Source organism: Pseudomonas sp. ADPe, from assembly GCF_014843515.1.
Lineage (GTDB): Bacteria > Pseudomonadota > Gammaproteobacteria > Pseudomonadales > Pseudomonadaceae > Pseudomonas > Pseudomonas citronellolis.
On sequence record NZ_CP062122.1, the window covers coordinates 4,885,817 to 4,902,964 of the forward strand.

16 protein-coding genes and 1 riboswitch are annotated in these 17,148 nt (G+C 71.3%); of the genes, 11 read left to right on the plus strand and 5 right to left on the minus strand.

Features of this window, described 5'->3' with window-relative positions; all coding sequences use genetic code 11:
* Positions 1-52 precede the first annotated feature (52 nt).
* The 4 genes from IG194_RS22250 to IG194_RS22265 are packed head-to-tail and all read right to left on the minus strand — an operon-like array spanning position 53 to position 3,542.
* Positions 53-673: an ABC-type transport auxiliary lipoprotein family protein gene (locus IG194_RS22250; protein ID WP_058488778.1), complete on the minus strand. Its 621-nt coding sequence runs from the start codon at positions 671-673 to the stop codon at positions 53-55.
* A complete protein-coding gene (locus tag IG194_RS22255; RefSeq protein ID WP_009618444.1) occupies positions 670-1,608 on the minus strand; it encodes an MlaD family protein in 939 nt (312 codons plus the stop codon). The genes IG194_RS22250 and IG194_RS22255 overlap by 4 nt, the downstream gene beginning before the upstream one ends.
* Positions 1,609-2,397, minus strand: a complete 789-nt coding sequence (locus tag IG194_RS22260; RefSeq protein WP_009618442.1) for an ABC transporter ATP-binding protein — start codon at positions 2,395-2,397, stop codon at positions 1,609-1,611.
* Positions 2,394-3,542, minus strand: coding sequence for an MlaE family ABC transporter permease (locus IG194_RS22265; RefSeq protein WP_058488779.1), 1,149 nt, complete (start codon positions 3,540-3,542; stop codon positions 2,394-2,396). Before IG194_RS22265 ends, IG194_RS22260 begins: the two co-directional genes overlap by 4 nt.
* Before the next feature lie 131 nt (positions 3,543-3,673).
* Between IG194_RS22265 and IG194_RS22270 the strand changes: the two genes are divergently transcribed.
* The 11 genes from IG194_RS22270 (at position 3,674) to IG194_RS22320 (ending at position 15,207) form a co-directional block, all read left to right on the plus strand.
* Positions 3,674-5,713: an FUSC family protein gene (locus IG194_RS22270; RefSeq protein WP_058488780.1), complete on the plus strand. Its 2,040-nt coding sequence runs from the start codon at positions 3,674-3,676 to the stop codon at positions 5,711-5,713.
* Positions 5,714-5,735: 22 nt separating this feature from the next.
* Positions 5,736-5,957: riboswitch (cobalamin riboswitch) on the plus strand.
* A gap of 226 nt (positions 5,958-6,183) precedes the next feature.
* The gene (gene cobO, locus IG194_RS22275; protein ID WP_043267745.1) at positions 6,184-6,795 is read left to right on the plus strand and encodes a cob(I)yrinic acid a,c-diamide adenosyltransferase; all 612 of its coding nucleotides are present in this window, start codon (positions 6,184-6,186) and stop codon (positions 6,793-6,795) included.
* The gene (locus IG194_RS22280) at positions 6,795-8,090 is read left to right on the plus strand and encodes a cobyrinate a,c-diamide synthase (protein WP_058488781.1); all 1,296 of its coding nucleotides are present in this window, start codon (positions 6,795-6,797) and stop codon (positions 8,088-8,090) included. Before cobO ends, IG194_RS22280 begins: the two co-directional genes overlap by 1 nt.
* Positions 8,087-8,737, plus strand: a complete 651-nt coding sequence (gene bluB / locus IG194_RS22285; RefSeq protein WP_043314224.1) for a 5,6-dimethylbenzimidazole synthase — start codon at positions 8,087-8,089, stop codon at positions 8,735-8,737. The genes IG194_RS22280 and bluB overlap by 4 nt, the downstream gene beginning before the upstream one ends.
* Complete coding sequence (gene cbiB / locus IG194_RS22290; RefSeq protein WP_058488782.1) at positions 8,734-9,771, plus strand: adenosylcobinamide-phosphate synthase CbiB; 1,038 nt, start codon at positions 8,734-8,736, stop codon at positions 9,769-9,771. The genes bluB and cbiB overlap by 4 nt, the downstream gene beginning before the upstream one ends.
* The gene (gene cobD, locus IG194_RS22295; protein ID WP_058488783.1) at positions 9,764-10,750 is read left to right on the plus strand and encodes a threonine-phosphate decarboxylase CobD; all 987 of its coding nucleotides are present in this window, start codon (positions 9,764-9,766) and stop codon (positions 10,748-10,750) included. The genes cbiB and cobD overlap by 8 nt, the downstream gene beginning before the upstream one ends.
* A gap of 17 nt (positions 10,751-10,767) precedes the next feature.
* Positions 10,768-12,228 carry a cobyric acid synthase gene (locus tag IG194_RS22300; RefSeq protein ID WP_058488784.1) on the plus strand — a complete coding sequence of 487 codons (1,461 nt, stop codon included), beginning with the start codon at positions 10,768-10,770 and terminating at the stop codon, positions 12,226-12,228.
* A gap of 72 nt (positions 12,229-12,300) precedes the next feature.
* A complete protein-coding gene (gene cobU, locus IG194_RS22305; RefSeq protein WP_058488785.1) occupies positions 12,301-12,822 on the plus strand; it encodes a bifunctional adenosylcobinamide kinase/adenosylcobinamide-phosphate guanylyltransferase in 522 nt (173 codons plus the stop codon).
* The gene (gene cobT / locus IG194_RS22310; protein WP_058488786.1) at positions 12,819-13,874 is read left to right on the plus strand and encodes a nicotinate-nucleotide--dimethylbenzimidazole phosphoribosyltransferase; all 1,056 of its coding nucleotides are present in this window, start codon (positions 12,819-12,821) and stop codon (positions 13,872-13,874) included. Before cobU ends, cobT begins: the two co-directional genes overlap by 4 nt.
* On the plus strand, positions 13,871-14,476 hold the full coding sequence (cobC, locus tag IG194_RS22315) for an alpha-ribazole phosphatase family protein (RefSeq protein WP_043314229.1): 606 nt from the start codon (positions 13,871-13,873) through the stop codon (positions 14,474-14,476). The genes cobT and cobC overlap by 4 nt, the downstream gene beginning before the upstream one ends.
* Entirely contained in the window at positions 14,473-15,207 is a 735-nt protein-coding gene (locus tag IG194_RS22320) for an adenosylcobinamide-GDP ribazoletransferase (protein WP_058488787.1), read from the plus strand. The genes cobC and IG194_RS22320 overlap by 4 nt, the downstream gene beginning before the upstream one ends.
* 195 nt (positions 15,208-15,402) lie before the next feature.
* Here IG194_RS22320 and IG194_RS22325 read toward each other — a convergent pair whose 3' ends face one another.
* Entirely contained in the window at positions 15,403-17,067 is a 1,665-nt protein-coding gene (locus IG194_RS22325; protein ID WP_058488788.1) for an MFS transporter, read from the minus strand.
* Positions 17,068-17,148: the final 81 nt, after the last annotated feature.

Here is a 17,148-nt window from a genome sequence, read left to right on the forward strand (position 1 = left end):
GCGGATAACGCCGTAGGCGTTATGCGCCCTACGTGCCATGGAGTGCGGTCTTTCACCGCTCGAACTTCTGCGCCTGCCCCTGCTGCAACGTCCAGCCCACCACCTCTGCCGCCAGGCGGTCGGTGGCCTGGCCGAAGGCGCTGACCACTTCCGGCACCTTTTCCCCGGCGGCCGGCTGGCGGACCTCGAAGCGTCGCGTCGCGACGATGCGCTGGGTGGCGCTGCGCACCAGGCGGGCTTCGAGGATGACCACCGCTTCCACGCCCTTGTCGCGGTATTCGGCCTGGAAGGCGCGCAGGTCGCCGCCCAGTTCCAGGTCGGCCTGCAGGCTGACTTCGTCGCTGCTCAGGGCCTGGATGCGGCCGTCGGCGCGGAAGGCGTCGAGCAGGCGGTCGCGCAGCAGCGGCGGGGCGCCGTCGGCCCAGCGCGCGCCCTTGTAGACGCTGAGCAGGTCGCCCCTGGGCTGCACGGCGATGCGGTTGCTGTCCAGCACCTGGCTGGTCCTGGGCGCCAGCACCCGCAGCGACCAGTCCACCGCCGGGGAGGCACGCGGCGGTTGCTGCTGCGCCGGCAGCAGGTAGATGTCCGGGGTCTCCGCCCTGGGCAGGATCGAGCAGGCCCCGAGCAGGGCGGCGAGGGCGCTGTAGCCGAGCAGGCGCAGGGGGGCCTTCATGGTTGGAACTCCTTGGTGCGGTTGCCGCCGAACAGGTAGTTGGTCGGGTTCTCTTCCAGGCGCCGGGTGACCCGCTGCAGGTTCTCCAGGGTGGCGCGCAGTTCGCGTACCGCCGGGCCTATCTCGCCCAGGCCGTTCAGCCCGCCGTTGACCGAGTCGTAGTTGCTGTCGAGCAGGCGCTCGACCTTCTCGCTGCTGCGTTGCAGCGCGGCGAGGGTCTGCTGGGCGCTGACCAGCGAATCCTTGCCCTGGCTGCCGAGCAACTGGTTGGCGTTGCCCAGCAGCTGGCTGGCGTTGGCCAGGGTCAGCTTGGCTTGTTCGCTGGCCGCGGCCAGTTCCTGCACGGTGCGGCGGATGTCGCCGCGCTGCTCGGCGATCACCGCGGTGGCCTGGTCGATGTGGTCGAGGGTGCGGCTGATGCGGTCGACGTTCTCCTGGGAGAACATGCGGTTGACGTTGTTGATCAGGTTGCTGACGTTGGTGGCGATGTCCTCGCCGTTGGCCAGCAGCTTGCTCAGCGGCGAGGGGATGGTCTTGATCACCGGCACCTGGCCGTCCTTGCCCACCAGCGGCGGGCTTTCCGGCGAGCCGTTGCTGAGCTGGATGATGGCGGTGCCGGTGACCCCGGTGATGGCCAGCTTGGCGCGGGTGTCCTGGCGGATCGGCGTCTGGTCGAAGACGCGGATGCGCGCCAGCACCTTGCGCGGGTCGCGCGGATCGAGCCGCAGGCTGACCACGTCGCCGACCTTGATCCCGCTGTACTGCACGGTGCCGCCCTGGGACAGGCCGGTCACCGCCTCGGTGAAGATCACGTCGTAGTAGTTGTACTGCTGGTCGCTGCTGTTCTTGGCCAGCCACAGGCCGAAGAGCAGGCCGCCGGCCGCCACCAGCACGGTGAACAGGCCGATGACCACGTGGTGGGCGCGGGTTTCCATTCAGTTCTCCTCCCGCAGGCGGTCCGCCGCCTGCTGCGCGGCACGGCCGCGCGGGCCGTGGAAATAGTCCTGGACCCAGGCGTCGGGGTTGGCCGCCACCTCGTCGAGGCTGCCGACCACCAGCACGCGCTTCTGCGACAGCACGGCGACGCGGTCGCAGATGGTGTAGAGGGTGTCCAGGTCGTGGGTGACCAGGAACACGGTGAGGCCGAAGGCCTCGCGCAGGGTCAGGATCAACTGGTCGAAGGCCGCCGCGCCGATCGGGTCGAGGCCGGCGGTGGGCTCGTCGAGGAACAGGATGTCCGGGTCCAGGGCCAGGGCGCGGGCCAGGGCTGCGCGCTTGACCATGCCGCCGGACAGCTCCGCGGGATACTTGTCGCCGGCCTCCGGCGGCAGCCCGGCCAGGGAGATCTTCACCTTGGCCAGGTACTCGGCGTCGTCGCGGGTGAGCCCGGCGTGCTCGATCAGCGGCAGGCAGACGTTCTCGCTGACGGTCAGCGAGGAAAACAGCGCGCCGTTCTGGAACAGCACGCCGAAGCGCCGTTCGATCTTCGAGCGCTGCTCCGGCGGCAGTTCCAGCAGGTTCTGCCCGAACACGTGGATCTGCCCCTCCTGGGGCCGGCGCAGGCCGATGATGGCGCGCAGCAGCACCGACTTGCCGGTGCCGGAGCCGCCGACCACGCCGAGGATTTCGCCGCGGCGCACGTCCAGGTCCAGGTGCTCGTGCACCGCGTGGTCGCCGAAGCGGTTGCACAGGTCGCGGACCTGGATGATGGCTTCTTCGCTCACCAGCCCATCTCCATGAAGAACAGCGCGGCGATGGCGTCGATGAGGATCACCGCGAAGATCGACTGGACCACCGCCGAGGTGGTGTGCTCGCCCACCGACTGCGCGCTGCCGCTGACGCGGAAGCCTTCCAGGCAGCCGATCACGGCGATCACGAAGGCGAACACCGGCGCCTTCACCAGGCCCACCAGGAAGTGCTGCACGGCGATGTCGTTCTGCAGCATGACCATGAACATGCGCGGCGAGATGTCCAGCGACAGCGCGCAGACCACGCCGCCGCCGACGATGCCCGAGAGCATCGCCAGGAAGGTCAGCAGCGGCAGCACCAGCAGCAACGCCAGCACCCGCGGCAGCACCAGCAATTCCATCGGGTCCAGGCCCAGGGCGCGGATGGCGTCGATCTCCTGGTTCGACTTCATCGAGCCGATCTGCGCGGTGAAGGCGCTGGCGGTGCGCCCGGCGAGGAGGATGGCGGTGAGCAGCACGCCGAACTCGCGCAGGAACGAGAAGCCCACCAGGTCGACGGTGTAGATGGCCGCGCCGAACTTGTTCAGCACGGTGGCGCCGAGGAAGGCCACCACGGCGCCGACCATGAAGGTCAGCAGGGCCACGATGGGCACGGCGTCCAGGCCGGTCTGCTCCATGTGCGCGGCCAGCGAGGTGGGCCGCCAGCGCCGTGGGTTCAGGGCGCAGCGCGCCAGGCTTTCGAGGGTCAGGCCGATGAAGCCGAGCACGCCCACCAGGTCCTTCCAGAAGACCTCCATGGCGCGGCCGATGCGTTCCAGCAGGTCGACCAGGGCGTTGCCTGGCGGCGGCTTCTTCTCGTGCAGGCGGCACTGGGTGATGGAGCTGCCCACCGCGCGCAGCAGGTCGCGGCGCTCCCTGGGCACGTCGGCGGCGATCTCGTCCAGGCGCTGCAGGCCGCTGGCGCCGATCAGGTCGGCGAGCAGGCTGGCGCCGGCGGTGTCGAGGGCGCCGAGCCGGCTGAAGTCGAAGCCCCCGGCGTGGGTCCGCTGGCCGTCGAGGGCGCCGACCTGGCGCTGCAGGTCGGCGAAATGGGCGAGCGTCCAGTCGCCGCTGACTTGCAGCAGGGGCGGGGAGGCGGAGGTGTCCAGGCGCAGCTGGCCGGCTTGAGCGGTTTCGGTCATCCCACGGAGTCTAGCGGAGTTGTGTGACGAGACCATCCGTCGCCTTCCACTCAGGGCGGTTACAGGATGTTTCTTGACATTGTTAGCAGGCTATTTAATAGTTCGGTCAACGATTTTGCCGGTATGTCTGCATGCCTGCCTTCCTCTCGCTGTTCACCGAGTTCTTTCGCGCCGTGCTGCGCCCGCGTCGCACGGACCTGCAGTTCGCCAGCAAGTCGCTGCTGGCCGGCATTCTCGCGCTCTACCTGGCGTTCCGCTTTGAGTTGCAGCAACCGCAATGGGCGCTGGTCACGGTATTCGTGGTCAGCCAACCGCTGAGCGGCATGGTGTTGGCCAAGAGCGTGTTCCGCCTGCTCGGCACCTGCATCGGGGCCGTGGTCTCGGTGGCGCTGATCGCCCAGTTCGGCCAGGCGCCGCTGCCATTCCTGCTGGCCATGGCCGCCTGGCTGGCGTTCTGCACCGCCGGCGCCTCGCTGCTGCAGAACTTCTCTTCCTACGGTTTCGTGCTCGCCGGCTATACCACGGCGATCATCGCGCTGCCCTCCAGCGCCGCGCCCATGACGGTGTTCGACCAGGCCGTGGCGCGCTGCTCGGAGATCGGCCTGGGCATCCTCTGCGCATCGCTGGTGAGCATCGTGCTCTGGCCGCGGCGCGTGCAGCAGCAACTGGCGGAGCAGGGCAGGGGCGCCTGGGAAACCGGCCTGCAGGCGGCCGCTGCCGAACTGACCGGCGCCGACGAGCGCGGCCCGCTGATCCGCGCCATGGGCCGCATCGTGGCGGTGGACGCGCAGCGCGAACACGCCTGGTTCGAGGGCGAGAGCGGCCGGCGCCGGGCCCAGGCGCTGCGGGTGCTGAACGCCGACCTGCTGGGCCTGCTGCGCGCGGCACGCAAGGTGGCGCGGGAGTGGCGGCTGCTGGACCAGGCCGCGGCGGCCGCGCTGGAGTCCTGGCGGCGCGAGGTCATGGAACTGCTGGAGAAGGCCGGGTACCGCGCCTTCGAGGATTGCCGCGAACGCCTCGGCGCCGCCGCGCGGGAACGCGACAACGCCCAGCAACGCCTGTGCCTGGAATGCCTGGCGCGCACCCTGGAGATGGCCGGCGAGGCCCAGCGCAGCATGCAGGCGCTGGTCTACGGCGAGGCGCCGCGCAACGCGCCGGGGGTGATCGTCTGGCACCGCGACATCGAACGCGGCCTGCTCTACGGCCTGCGCAGCGCCCTGGCGTTCCTCTGCGTGTCGGCCTTCTGGCTGGCCACGGCCTGGCCCAGCGGCCTGGGCGCGGTGTCCATCACCGGCGTGGTGCTGAGCCTGTTCGCCAGCCGCGACAACCCGGCTGGCGCCGGGCTGAACTTCCTGCGCGGCATCGTCCTGTCGGTACCTTTTGCCGGCGTCGCAGGCCTGGTGATACTGCCGTTGTGCGATGGTTTCCCGGCGTTGGCGCTGGTGCTGGGCGTGCCGCTGTTCATCGCCGCGCTGTGCATGACGCGGCCGCCGATCGCCGCCATCGCCTCGTCCTTCTGCATCTTCTATGTGAAGAACATCGGGCCGAGCAACGCGATGAGCTACGACCTCGGCCACTTCCTCAATTCGGCGCTGGCCACCGTGATCGGCGTGGCCTTCGCCGTGCTGGTGTTCAACCTGGTGCGCCTGGCGCCCGGGCAGCGCCATTACCGCCGCGTGCTGGCGGCCATCCTCGCCGACCTCGCGCGGCTCACCCGCGGTCCGTTGCCGCCGCTGGAGGTCTGGTTCGACGGCCGCAGCGCCGACCGCCTGCTGCGCCTGGCGCAGTTCTACAAGAACCTGCCGGCCGAGCGCCGCGCGCGCTGGCGCGGCGGCCTGCTGGCGCTGGACCTGGGCGACGAGCTGCTGTTCCTGCGCGCGCGCCTGGCCGCTGCCCGCGGCCCCGTGCGCCGGGCCCGCGACGCCTACCTGCTGTGTTTGCACGACCTGTTGCTCGCCGGCGGCCCGCGCGCCGGCCGCGAGCAGGCCCTGGAGGCGGCCAGCATGGCGCTGTTCAAGGCCCTGGAAAACGACCACCGGCTGCCGGCCGAGGACCGCGAGCTGGCCCGCGCCACCCTGGTCCAGCTGCAGTTCATCTGGCTGCGCTGGTGCCGCCAGGACCCGGCCGCCGCACCCGCGCAGCAGGCGCGACCCATCGCCGCCTCCGATTGACCGGCCACCCCGCCTGCCTCTAAGCTGCGCGCCTGCTACAGGTGCCCTCGGCCATGGCCGAAGGTGAAACAGGGAAGCCGGTGCAACCGAGCCCATTCGGTCATTCCGGCGCTGCCCCCGCAACGGTAGGCGAGTCACGCGGACGCAACAGCCACTGTGCCAACGGCATGGGAAGGCGCAGCCGCAGAGGTCCGGTGACCTTCACTCGCGAGCCCGGAGACCGGCCCGTAGCGACGACGACGCGCAGGACGCCGTCGGGCGCTGCCCAGGCCGCGCTCCGATCGCCCCGCGTCATCCCGGTTTACTAGCCGCGCGGGTGAGAGCGGTGGAGCGATCAGGCAGATGAGCATTCTCCTTCCAGCCACGGCCCCGCGCCGCGCGGCTGCTTTCCGTCGTCCCTCCCGCACGCCCCTTCAGCCCCGGTGCCTTGGCATCGCGAGCACGGCCGCCTTCGGCCAGGAGACCCAACGATGAGCGAATCCCCGGAAAAGGACGAGCGCCACCGCGCGCGCATGCAGCGCAAGAAGGACGTGATCGACGAGAAGATCGCCCAGGCCCGGGACGAGCGCGGCGTGCTGCTGGTGCTCACCGGCAACGGCAAGGGCAAGAGCAGCTCGGCCTTCGGCATGCTCGCCCGCGCCCTCGGCCACGGCATGCAGGCCGGCGTGGTGCAGTTCATCAAGGGCGCCGCGAGCACCGGCGAGGAAGCCTTCTTCCGCCGCTTCCCCGAGCAGGTGCGCTACCACGTGATGGGCGAGGGCTTCACCTGGGAGACCCAGGACCGCCAGCGCGACATCGAGAAAGCCCGGCAGGCCTGGGACGTGGCCCGCGAGCTGCTGGCCGACCCGGCCGTCGGCCTGGTGCTGCTGGACGAGCTGAACATCGCCCTCAAGCACGGCTACCTGGAACTGGACGCCGTGCTGGCCGACATTGCCGCGCGCCCGGCGCACCAGCACGTGGTGGTCACCGGCCGCGCCGCCCAGCAGGGCATGATCGACGCCGCCGACACCGTCACCGAGATGGGCCTGGTCAAGCACGCCTTCAAGGCCGGCATCAAGGCGCAGAAAGGGGTGGAGTTCTGATGACCCGGGCGCGCCAGTGCCCGGCGCTGCTGATCGCCGCTCCCGCCTCGGGGCAGGGCAAGACTACCGTCACCGCCGCCCTGGCCCGCCTGCACGCGCGCCAGGGGCGCCGGGTGCGGGTGTTCAAGGTGGGCCCGGACTTCCTCGACCCGATGATCCTCGCCCGCGCCAGCGGCGCGCCCGTACACCAGCTCGACCTGTGGATGGTCGGCGAGGCGCAGAGCCGCCGGCTGCTCTGGGAGGCGGCGGGGGAGGCCGAGCTGATCCTCATCGAAGGGGTGATGGGCCTGTTCGACGGCACGCCCTCGGCGGCCGACCTGGCGCGCACCTTCGATGTGCCGGTGCTCGGCGTGATCAACGGCCAGGCCATGGCGCAGACCTTCGGCGCCCTGGCCGTGGGCCTGGCCACCTACCAGCCGGGCCTGCCGTTCTCCGGCGTGCTCGGTAACCGCGTCGGCAGCCAGCGCCACAGCGACCTGCTGCGCGACAGCCTGCCGGAGTGGATCCGCTGGTACGGCGCGTTGCCGCGCAGCGCCGACCTGGAACTGCCCAGCCGCCACCTGGGCCTGGTGCAGGCCGAGGAACTGGCCGACCTGGACGCGCGCCTGGACGCCGCCGCCGACGCCCTGGCCGCCAGCAGCGCAGTGGACCTGCCGCCGCCGGTGAGCTTCGCGGCGCCCACCGAGCACGAACTGCAAGCGTCCCTGGCCGGCGTGCGCATCGGCGTGGCGCGGGACGCCGCCTTCGCCTTCCTCTACCAGGCCAACCTCGACCTGCTGCGCGAACTGGGCGCCGAGCTGAAGTTCTTCTCGCCGCTCACCGGCGAATACTTGCCGGAGGTGGATAGCCTCTATCTACCCGGCGGCTATCCGGAACTGCACCTGGCGCAGCTGGAGAACAACCGCGCCATGGCCGAGGCCATCCGCGCCCACCATGCCGCCGGCAAGCCGCTGCTGGCCGAGTGCGGCGGCATGCTCTACCTGCTCGATGGCCTGACCGACGCCGAGGGGCGCAGCGGTCGGCTGCTCGGCCTGCTGCCCGGCCGCGCCACCCTGCAGAAGCGCCTCGCCGCCCTGGCCCTGCAGGAAGTGGAACTGCCGGAAGGCCCGCTGCGCGGCCACACCTTCCACCATTCGCTGCTGGACAGCCAACTGGAGCCGGCCCTGCGCGGCACCTGCCCGAACGCCAAGCCGGTGGCCGAGGCGGTGTTCCGCCTGGGTCGCCTGACCGCGTCCTATATCCACTTCTACCTGCCGTCGAACCCGGCGGCCGCCGCCGCGATCTTCCGCCCATGAACGAGCACGCCTACAGCCCCGAGGAACGCGCGGCCATCTACCGCGCCATCGCCGAGCGCCGCGACATGCGCCACTTCAGCGGCGGCGAGGTGGCGCCGGCGCTGCTGGCGCGGCTGCTGGAAGCGGCGCACCAGGCCCCCAGCGTCGGCCTGATGCAGCCCTGGCGCTTCATCCGCATCACCCGCCCGGCACTGCGCGAGGCCATCCACGGCCTGGTGGAGGCGGAGCGGGTGAAGACCGCCGAGGCCCTGGGCGAACGCTCCGAAGAATTCATGCGTTTGAAGGTCGAGGGCATCCGCGACTGCGCCGAGCTGCTGGTGGCGGCCCTGGCGGACGGCCGCGAAGCCCACGTCTTCGGCCGCCGCACCCTGCCGCAGATGGACCTGGCCTCGCTGGCCTGCGCCATCCAGAACCTCTGGCTGGCGGCCCGCGCCGAAGGCCTGGGGATGGGCTGGGTGTCGCTGTTCGAACCCGCCGCCCTGGGCGAACTGCTCGGCCTGCCGGCGGGCAGCGAGGCGGTGGCGGTGCTGTGCCTGGGCCCGGTGGCGGAGTTCTACCCGGCGCCCATGTTGGCCCTGGAAGGCTGGCGCCAGCCGCGCCCGCTGAACGAACTGCTTTACGAAAATCACTGGGGAGAACGCCCATGAGCCTGGCCCTGCTGAGCGTCGCCGGCGTGGCCCTGGACGGCCTGCTCGGCGAGCCGAAGCGCTGGCACCCGCTGGTAGCCTTCGGCCGCCTGGCCGACCGCCTGGAGCGCCGCTTCAATCGTTCACGTACTCCAGACCTGCCGGTTGGCAGCGTCGACTCCCTCGCCCTTCAGGGGGGGCCGCCTTCCGGAGAGGGCCGGGGAGAGGGCGCTCTTCTTCCAACCTCCCCAACCTCCGATAACCACACCCCCGGTCTCGGCTGGCGCAGCCACGGCGTCACCGCCTGGGCCCTGGCCGTGCTGCCACTGACCTTCCTCACCTGGCTGCTGACCCTGGTCCCGCACCTCGGTTGGCTGGTCTCCGCCATTGCCCTCTACGCCGCCATCGGCCTGCGCAGCCTGGGCGAGCACGCCGAGCCCGTGGCTCTGGCCCTGCGCGACGGCGACCTGCCCGAGGCGCGCAAGCGCGTGGGCTACATGGTCAGCCGCGAGACCGCCGGACTGGACGACAGCGCGGTGGCCAAGGCCGCCACCGAATCGGTGCTGGAGAACGGCAGCGACGCGGTGTTCGCCGCGCTCTTCTGGTTCGCCGTGGCCGGCGCGCCGGGCGTGGTGCTGTACCGCCTGAGCAACACCCTGGACGCCATGTGGGGCTACCGCAACCCGCGCTTCGAACGCTTCGGCTGGGCCGCGGCGAAGATCGACGACGCCCTCAACTACATCCCCGCGCGCCTGGTCGCGCTGACCTACGCGCTGCTCGGCAACACCCGCCTGGCCCTGCGCAGCTGGCGCCGCCAGGCGCCGCAATGGGACAGCCCCAACGCCGGCCCGGTGATGGCCGCCGGCGCCGGTGCGCTCGGCGTGGCCCTGGGCGGCAACGCCGTCTACCACGGCGAACTGCATGAGCGCCCGCAACTGGGCGAAGGCCCGGCGCCAGGCGCCCGCGACATCTGGCGGGCCCTGGCCCTGGTGCGCCAGGGCGTGCTGCTGTGGCTGCTGGCGATCCTCGGCCTGGGGGCGCTGCTGCATGCTTGAGCACGGCGGAAAGCTGCGCGCAGCCGCGCAGCGCTACGGCATCGCGCTGGAGGACTGGCTCGACCTGTCCACCGGCATCGCGCCCTGGCCCTGGCCGCTGGCGGACATCCCCGCCAGCGCCTGGCAGCGCCTGCCGGAAGAGGATGACGGCCTGGAGCAGGCCGCGCGCGATTACTACGGCTGTGACTCATTGCTGCCGCTGCCCGGCAGCCAGGCGGCGATCCAGGCCCTGCCGCGCCTGCGCGCACCGGGCCGGGTCGGCGTGCTCGCGCCTTGCTACGCCGAACACGCGGCGGCCTGGAAACAGCATGGCCATGAGCTGCTGGAACTGGCCGACGATGAGGTGGACGGCCTGGTCGACCAGCTCGACGTGCTGCTGCTGGTCAACCCCAACAACCCCACCGGCCGGCGCTTCGACAGCCAACGCCTGCTGGCCTGGCATCAGTGCCTGCGGGCCCGCGGCGGCTGGCTGGTGGTGGACGAGGCCTTCATGGACTGCACCCCCGGGCACAGCCTGCTGCCCCTGGCCGGCGGCCAGCCGGGCCTGGTGGTGCTGCGTTCGCTGGGCAAGTTCTTCGGCCTGGCCGGCGCGCGCCTGGGCTTCGCCTTCGCCGAGCCATCGCTGCTGCGGGGCCTGGCCGAGCTGCTCGGGCCCTGGGCGGTGAGCGGGCCGACGCGCTGGGTGGCCCGGCACGCCCTGGCCGACCATGCGCGGCAAAGTGAACGCCGCGCAGCGCTGGAGCAGGCCGGCGCACGCCTGGCCGCGCTTCTGAAAACGCACCGGTTGCTGACCCAGGGCACCGCGCTGTTCCAGTGGCTTGCCTACCCTCGGGCCGGCGAACTGCACGAGCACCTGGCCCGCCGCGGCATCCTCGTGCGCCTTTTCGACAGCCCGCCGAGCCTGCGCTTCGGCCTGCCCGCCGACGAAGCCGGCTGGAGCCGCCTGGGCCAGGCCCTCGGCGAATGGAGCCCGACATGACCACCGGCACTACTTTAATGGTGCAAGGCACTACTTTAATGGTGCAGGGCACCACCTCCGACGCCGGCAAGAGCACCCTGGTGACCGCGCTGTGCCGCTGGCTGCGCCGCCAGGGCGTGGCGGTGGCGCCGTTCAAGCCGCAGAACATGGCGCTGAACAGCGCGGTGACGGCCGACGGCGGCGAGATCGGCCGCGCCCAGGCGGTGCAGGCCCAGGCCTGCCACCTGGCACCGCACACCGACATGAACCCGGTGCTGCTCAAGCCCAACAGCGACGTGGGCGCCCAGGTCATCATCCACGGCCGCGCGGTGACCAGCATGAACGCCGCCGCCTATCACGATTACAAAAGGGTCGCCAAACAGGCTGTGCTCGAATCCCACCAGCGCCTGCTCGACGCCTACCAGGTTGTGATGGTGGAAGGCGCCGGCTCCCCGGCGGAGATCAACCTGCGCGCCAACGACATCGCCAACATGGGCTTCGCCGAAGCGGTGGATTGCCCGGTGATCCTCATCGCCGACATCGACCGCGGCGGCGTCTTCGCCCATCTGGTCGGCACCCTGGAGCTGCTTTCCGAAAGCGAGCGGGCGCGGGTGAAGGGCTTCGTCATCAACCGCTTCCGCGGCGACATCGCCCTGCTGCAGCCGGGCCTGGACTGGCTGGAGGAACGCACCGGCATCCCGGTGCTCGGCGTGCTGCCCTACCTGATGGACTTCCATCTGGAAGCCGAGGACGCCATCGACACCCGCCAGGCCGCCAAGGCCGGGGAAAGCCTCAAGGTGGCGGTGCCGGTGCTGCCGCGCATCAGCAACCACACCGACTTCGACCCGCTGCGCCTGCACCCGCAGGTGCAACTGACCTTCGTCGGCCCCGGCCAGCCGCTGCCGGCGGCGGACCTGGTCATCCTGCCCGGCTCCAAGAGCGTGCGCGCCGACCTGGCCTTCCTCCGCGCCCAGGGCTGGGACGCCGCCATCGAGCGCCACCTGCGCTACGGCGGCAAGCTGCTGGGCATTTGCGGCGGCTTGCAGATGCTCGGCCGCACGCTGTCCGACCCCCACGGCCTGGAAGGCGCTGCCGGCGGCAGCGCCGGCCTCGGCTGGCTGGAGCTGGACACCGTGCTGGAACCAGAGAAGCAACTGCGCAACGTCCGTGGCCGACTGGCCCTGGAAGACGCCGAGGTCGGCGGCTATGAAATCCACGCTGGCGTCACCAGCGGGCCGGCATTGGAGAGCCCTGCGGTGCGCCTGGACGACGGCCGTTGCGACGGCGCCCTGAGTGCCGACGGCCAGGTCATGGGCACCTATCTGCACGGCCTGTTCGAGTCCCCCGCCGCCTGCGTCGCGCTGCTGCGCTGGGCCGGCCTGGGCGAAGTGCAGCAGCTGGACTACCACGCCCTGCGCGAGCGCGACATCGAGCGTCTGGCGGACCAGGTGGAGGCGCATCTGGACACGCAAAAACTGAAATCCCTATGTGGCCTTTGAGCCGGGGGCAATCGATGGGTATCGCTTCGCTCCACCCATCCGACGAAAAGCGTTCCGTGCGGAGAAAACCCCATGCTTGAACTCATCCTCGGCGGCGCCCGCTCCGGCAAGAGCCGTCTGGCCGAGCGCCTGGCCCGGGACAGCGGCCTGCCGGTCACCTATTTCGCCACCGCGCAGGCCGGCGACGGCGAGATGGGCGAGCGCATCCGCCAGCACCGCGACCGCCGCCCCGCCGAATGGGGCCTGGTGGAGGAGCCGCTGCATCTGGCGCGGGCCCTCGCCGAGCACGCCGCGCCGGACCGCTGCCTGCTGGTGGACTGCCTGACGCTGTGGCTGACCAACCTGCTGCTCGCCGACGACGGCGCGCACCTGCAACACGAACTGAACGAACTGCTGGCCACGCTGCCGGCCCTGCCGGGCCGCATCCTCCTGGTCAGCAACGAAACCGGGCTGGGCGTGGTGCCCCTGGGCGAGCTGACGCGGCGCTACGTCGACGAGGCCGGCTGGTTGCACCAGGCCCTGGCCGAGGCCAGCGAGCGGGTGCTGTTCACCGTCGCCGGCCTGCCCATGACCCTCAAGGGAGACCCCGTATGAGTCTGCAATGGTGGCGCGAAGCCTGCCAACCCACGGACCGCGTGGCGCGCGACAAGGCCGCCGCGCGCCAGGACCAGCTGACCAAGCCGCGCGGCGCCCTGGGCCGCCTGGAAGAGGTGGCCGTGCACCTGGCCAGCCTGCAGGGCCGCGAGCGGCCGAGCCTGGAGCACCTGTGGATCGCCCTGTTCGCCGGCGACCACGGCGTGGTGGAGGAGGGCGTCTCGGCCTACCCGCAGGCGGTGACCGGCGAGATGCTACGCAACTTCGTGCGCGGCGGCGCGGCCATCAGCGTGCTGGCCCGCGATCTGGGCGCGCGCCTGGAGGTGATCGACCTGGGCACCGCCGTGCCCCTGGAACCGCTGCCCGGCGTGCTGCACCTGATGGTCGGCGCCGGCACCCTGAACTTCGCCCGCGAGCCGGCGATGACCGCCGCGCAGTGCCTGATCGCCCTGGAAGCCGGGCGCGAATCGGTGCGCCGCGCGCAGCAGGCCGGCAGCGAGCTGTTCATCGGCGGCGAGATGGGCATCGGCAACACCACCTGCGCCGCGGCGCTGGCCTGCGGCCTGCTGGGCGAGCGCGCGGCTGCCCTGGTCGGCCCCGGCACCGGGCTGGATGTGCAAGGCGTGGCACACAAGGCCGAGGTCATCGAGCGCGCCCTGGCCTTGCATGGCGGGCACTGCGCCGAGCCCTTCGAGGCCCTGTGCCGCCTCGGCGGCTTCGAGGTGGCGGCCCTGGCCGGCGCCTACCTGGCCTGCGCGCAGAAGGGCATCGTCGCCCTGGTGGATGGCTTCATCTGCAGCGTCGCGGCGCTCTGCGCGGTGCGCTTCAACCCGCAATGCCGCGACTGGCTGCTGTTCGCCCACAGCGGCGCCGAGCCCGGCCACCAGCGCGTGCTCCAGGCCCTGGAGGCGCAACCGCTGCTGGACCTGGGCCTGCGCCTGGGCGAGGGCAGCGGCGCCGCCCTGGCCGTGCCGCTGCTGCGCCAGGCCTGCCGGCTGCACGCCGGGATGGCCACCTTCGCCGAGGCGGCGGTGTCGGACCGCCCGGCATGAGCCTGCGCCTGGACCTGCTGCGCCACGGCGAAACCGAACTGGGCGGCGGCTTCCGCGGCCGCCTGGACGACGCCCTGACCGCCGCCGGCTGGGCGCAGATGCAGGCCGGCCTGGGCCTGGAGCAGCCCTGGGAGGCCCTGGTCAGCTCGCCGTTGCGCCGTTGCGCCGCCTTCGCCGAGCGCCTGTCGGCTGCAAGCGGCCTGCCGCTGCAGCTGGAACCGGACCTGCGCGAGATGGATTTCGGCGAGTGGGAAGGGCTTTCCGCAGCTAAGCTGATGGAGACTGATAGCGATGCGCTAGCCCGCTTCTGGAACGACCCCTACGCCTTCACCCCGCCGGGCGGCGAACCGCTCGCGGCCTTCGAGGCGCGGGTGTTCGCCGCCCTGCAGCGGCTGTACGCGACGCATGCCGGAAAGCACCTGCTGCTGGTGACCCATGGCGGCGTGATGCGCCTGCTCGGCGCGCGCGCCCAGGGCCTGCCGCGCGAGCAGTTGCTGCAGGTGAGCGTCGCCCACGGCGAACGGCTGGCGCTGCGCATCGAGCCGCAGGCCGGCGGCTGGAGCATCCAACCGGTCGAGTCCGCCGTGAGCGCGCCCCGATGAGCAACCTGTTCCTGCCGTTGATCGCCCTGCAGTTCCTCAGCCGCATCCCGATCCGCCTGGGCGAGGTGCCCACGCCCGAGCAGTTCGGCCGCGCCACCTTGTTCTACCCGCTGGTAGGCGCGCTGATGGGCGGCGGGCTCTACGCCCTGGGCTACTTCTTCTGCGAGACCTACCTGCTGCTGCACGCCGCGCTGCTGCTGGCCGTGTGGGTGGCTTTCAGCGGCGCCCTGCACCTGGACGGCCTGGCCGACACCGCCGACGCCTGGGTGGGCGGCCTGGGCGACCGCGAGCGCACCCTGGCGATCATGAAGGACCCGCGCAGCGGCCCGGTGGCGGTGGTGGTGCTGGTAGTGCTGTTGCTGGTGAAGTTCTGCGCCATCGCGGCGCTGCTCGACGCCCACCACTTCTGGGCCCTGCTGCTGGCGCCTTGGCTGGCGCGGGTGGCCCTGCCGCTGCTGTTCCTCACCACCCCCTACGCCCGCCCCGGCGGCCTCGGCCAGGCCCTGGCCGACCACCTGCCGCGCCGCGCGCTGCCCTGGATGCTGGCGTTCAACGCCGCGCTGATGCCGCTCACCGGCCTGAGCGGCCTGGTGGCGCTGGTGGTGGCGCTGGCGGTGTTCCTCTGGTGGCGCAACCGGCTGATGGCGCGGCTGGATGGCACCACCGGGGATACGGCGGGGGCTTTGGTGGAGTTGGTGGAGTGTGCGGTGTTGGTGGCTCTGGCGATTTAGCCAGGCATGCCATCGCCCTGCCCACACAGTTCCATGTAGGAGCGCGCCCTGCGCGCGAATCGCGGGCAGGGCCCGCTCCTACAGGTTGACGCCGAATTTCCAGTCCATACCGAACGGTCCCCTCTCCCTTCAGGGAGAGGGCTGGGGAGAGGGAGCGGACTTCCCGCCGGGCACCTCACCCCAAGGCGAACACCCTCACCCCAACGTCTCCGGCGGCGCCTCGTAGCTCCCCGACTCATAGCTCACCCCATGCCTCATCTTCGGCGGCGCATCCCCCGCATGCAGGCTGGTGACCGTGTCGATGATGGTCTTGTCTTCCAGCGTCATGCGGTCGAGCATCCTCAGGTGGGCGATCCAGTTGTCCACCAGGAACACCTCCTGCCAGGCCTCCTTGTCGCTGATGTCGCGGTACAGCGCCCAGCGTTCGGCGCCGTTGCGCAGGCGCAGGCGGCGCAGCGCCTTGGCCGCGCGGACGAAGTCGCGGGTGCGCTCGGCCGGGATGCGGTATTCGATGGTCACCAGCACCGAGCCGCGCTGGGTGTCGAAGACGAAGGTCGGCTCCCCCGGCAGGGTGCTGGGCGCGCGGGTGATGCTGCCGGGGTCGAGTTCCGGCAGGCGCGAGTTGTACAGCAGCGCCACCGACACCAGCAGCAGGCAGCCGGCGGCCAGCAGCGCGCCCTGCACGCCCAGGGTGCCGGCGAAGTGGCCCCAGAGGAACGAGCCCAGCGCCAGGCCGCCGTAGATGGCGGTCTGGTACAGCGCCAGGGCGCGCGCCTTGACCCAGTCCGGCACCAGTATCTGCACCGCCGAGTTGTAGCTGGCCACCGCGGCTATCCAGCAACTGCCGCCGAGGATCAGCGCCGGGAACAGCACCCAGAGGTTGTCCACCGTGCCGAGGATCAGCAGCACCAGGCCTAGGGTGCCGCCGCCCAGGCTGATCAGCCGGCTGGTGCCGATCACCTTGCGCAGGCGGCCGACCAGGGTGCTGCCGAGGATGGCGCCCAGGCCCAGGGCGCCGAGCATGTAGCCGTACACCGAGGCGTTGCCATCGGGGTTGCGGTGCGCCAGCAGCGGCAGCAGCGCCCAGACCGCGCTGGCCGACAGGCCGAACACCGCCGAGCGCAGCATCACCAGGCGGGTGACGCTGGAGTACTGGGTGAAGCGCAGCGCCGCCACCACCCCTTCGACGATGTGTTCCGGCGGCAGGGTGCGCTTGGGTACCTCGCGGCGCCATTGCCAGATGGCCCAGATCAGCGAGGCGTAGCACAGGCAGTTGAACAGGAACACCCAGGGCGCGCCGGTGGCCGACAGCAGCAGGCCGCCGATGGCCGGGCCGACCGCGCGGGCGACGTTGTAGTTGACGCTGTTGAGCAGCACCGCATCGCCTACCAGGCGCGGCGGCACCTGCTCGTTCACCGCCGCCTGCCAGGCCGGGATGGTGATGGAGCTGCCCAGCGACAGCCAGAGGATGGACGCGATCAGCAGCAGCGGGTCGAGGTAGCCGAGGAACGCCAGCAGCGTCACCAGGGCGGCGCCGGACAGTTCGATGGTGAGGCCGACGAGCATGATCTTGCGCCTGTCGTGGTTGTCCGCCAGCACCCCGGAGAGGATCGACAGCAGCACCAGCGGCAGCGCCGAGGCGACCTGGATCATCGCCACCATCAGCGGGCTGGCGTGGGCCTCGGTGACCACCCAGGCGGCGGCCACCGACTGCGCCCAGGTGCCCAGGTTGGCGAACAGGTTGCAGATCCAGATGATGCGGAAGGCCGCGATGCCGAACGGGGCGAGCACACCGCTACGCTGGGGATCGGCCTCGTTCTTCAGCGGCAGGTCGTTCTTCGGTGACACGGATTGCAGCATGGGGGAAATGCCTTCTTGCGATGGCCGGCGGCAACGGCGCCCTGCCGGCAGGTCATGCCCGGCAAGTGTAGTGGCTGGCCC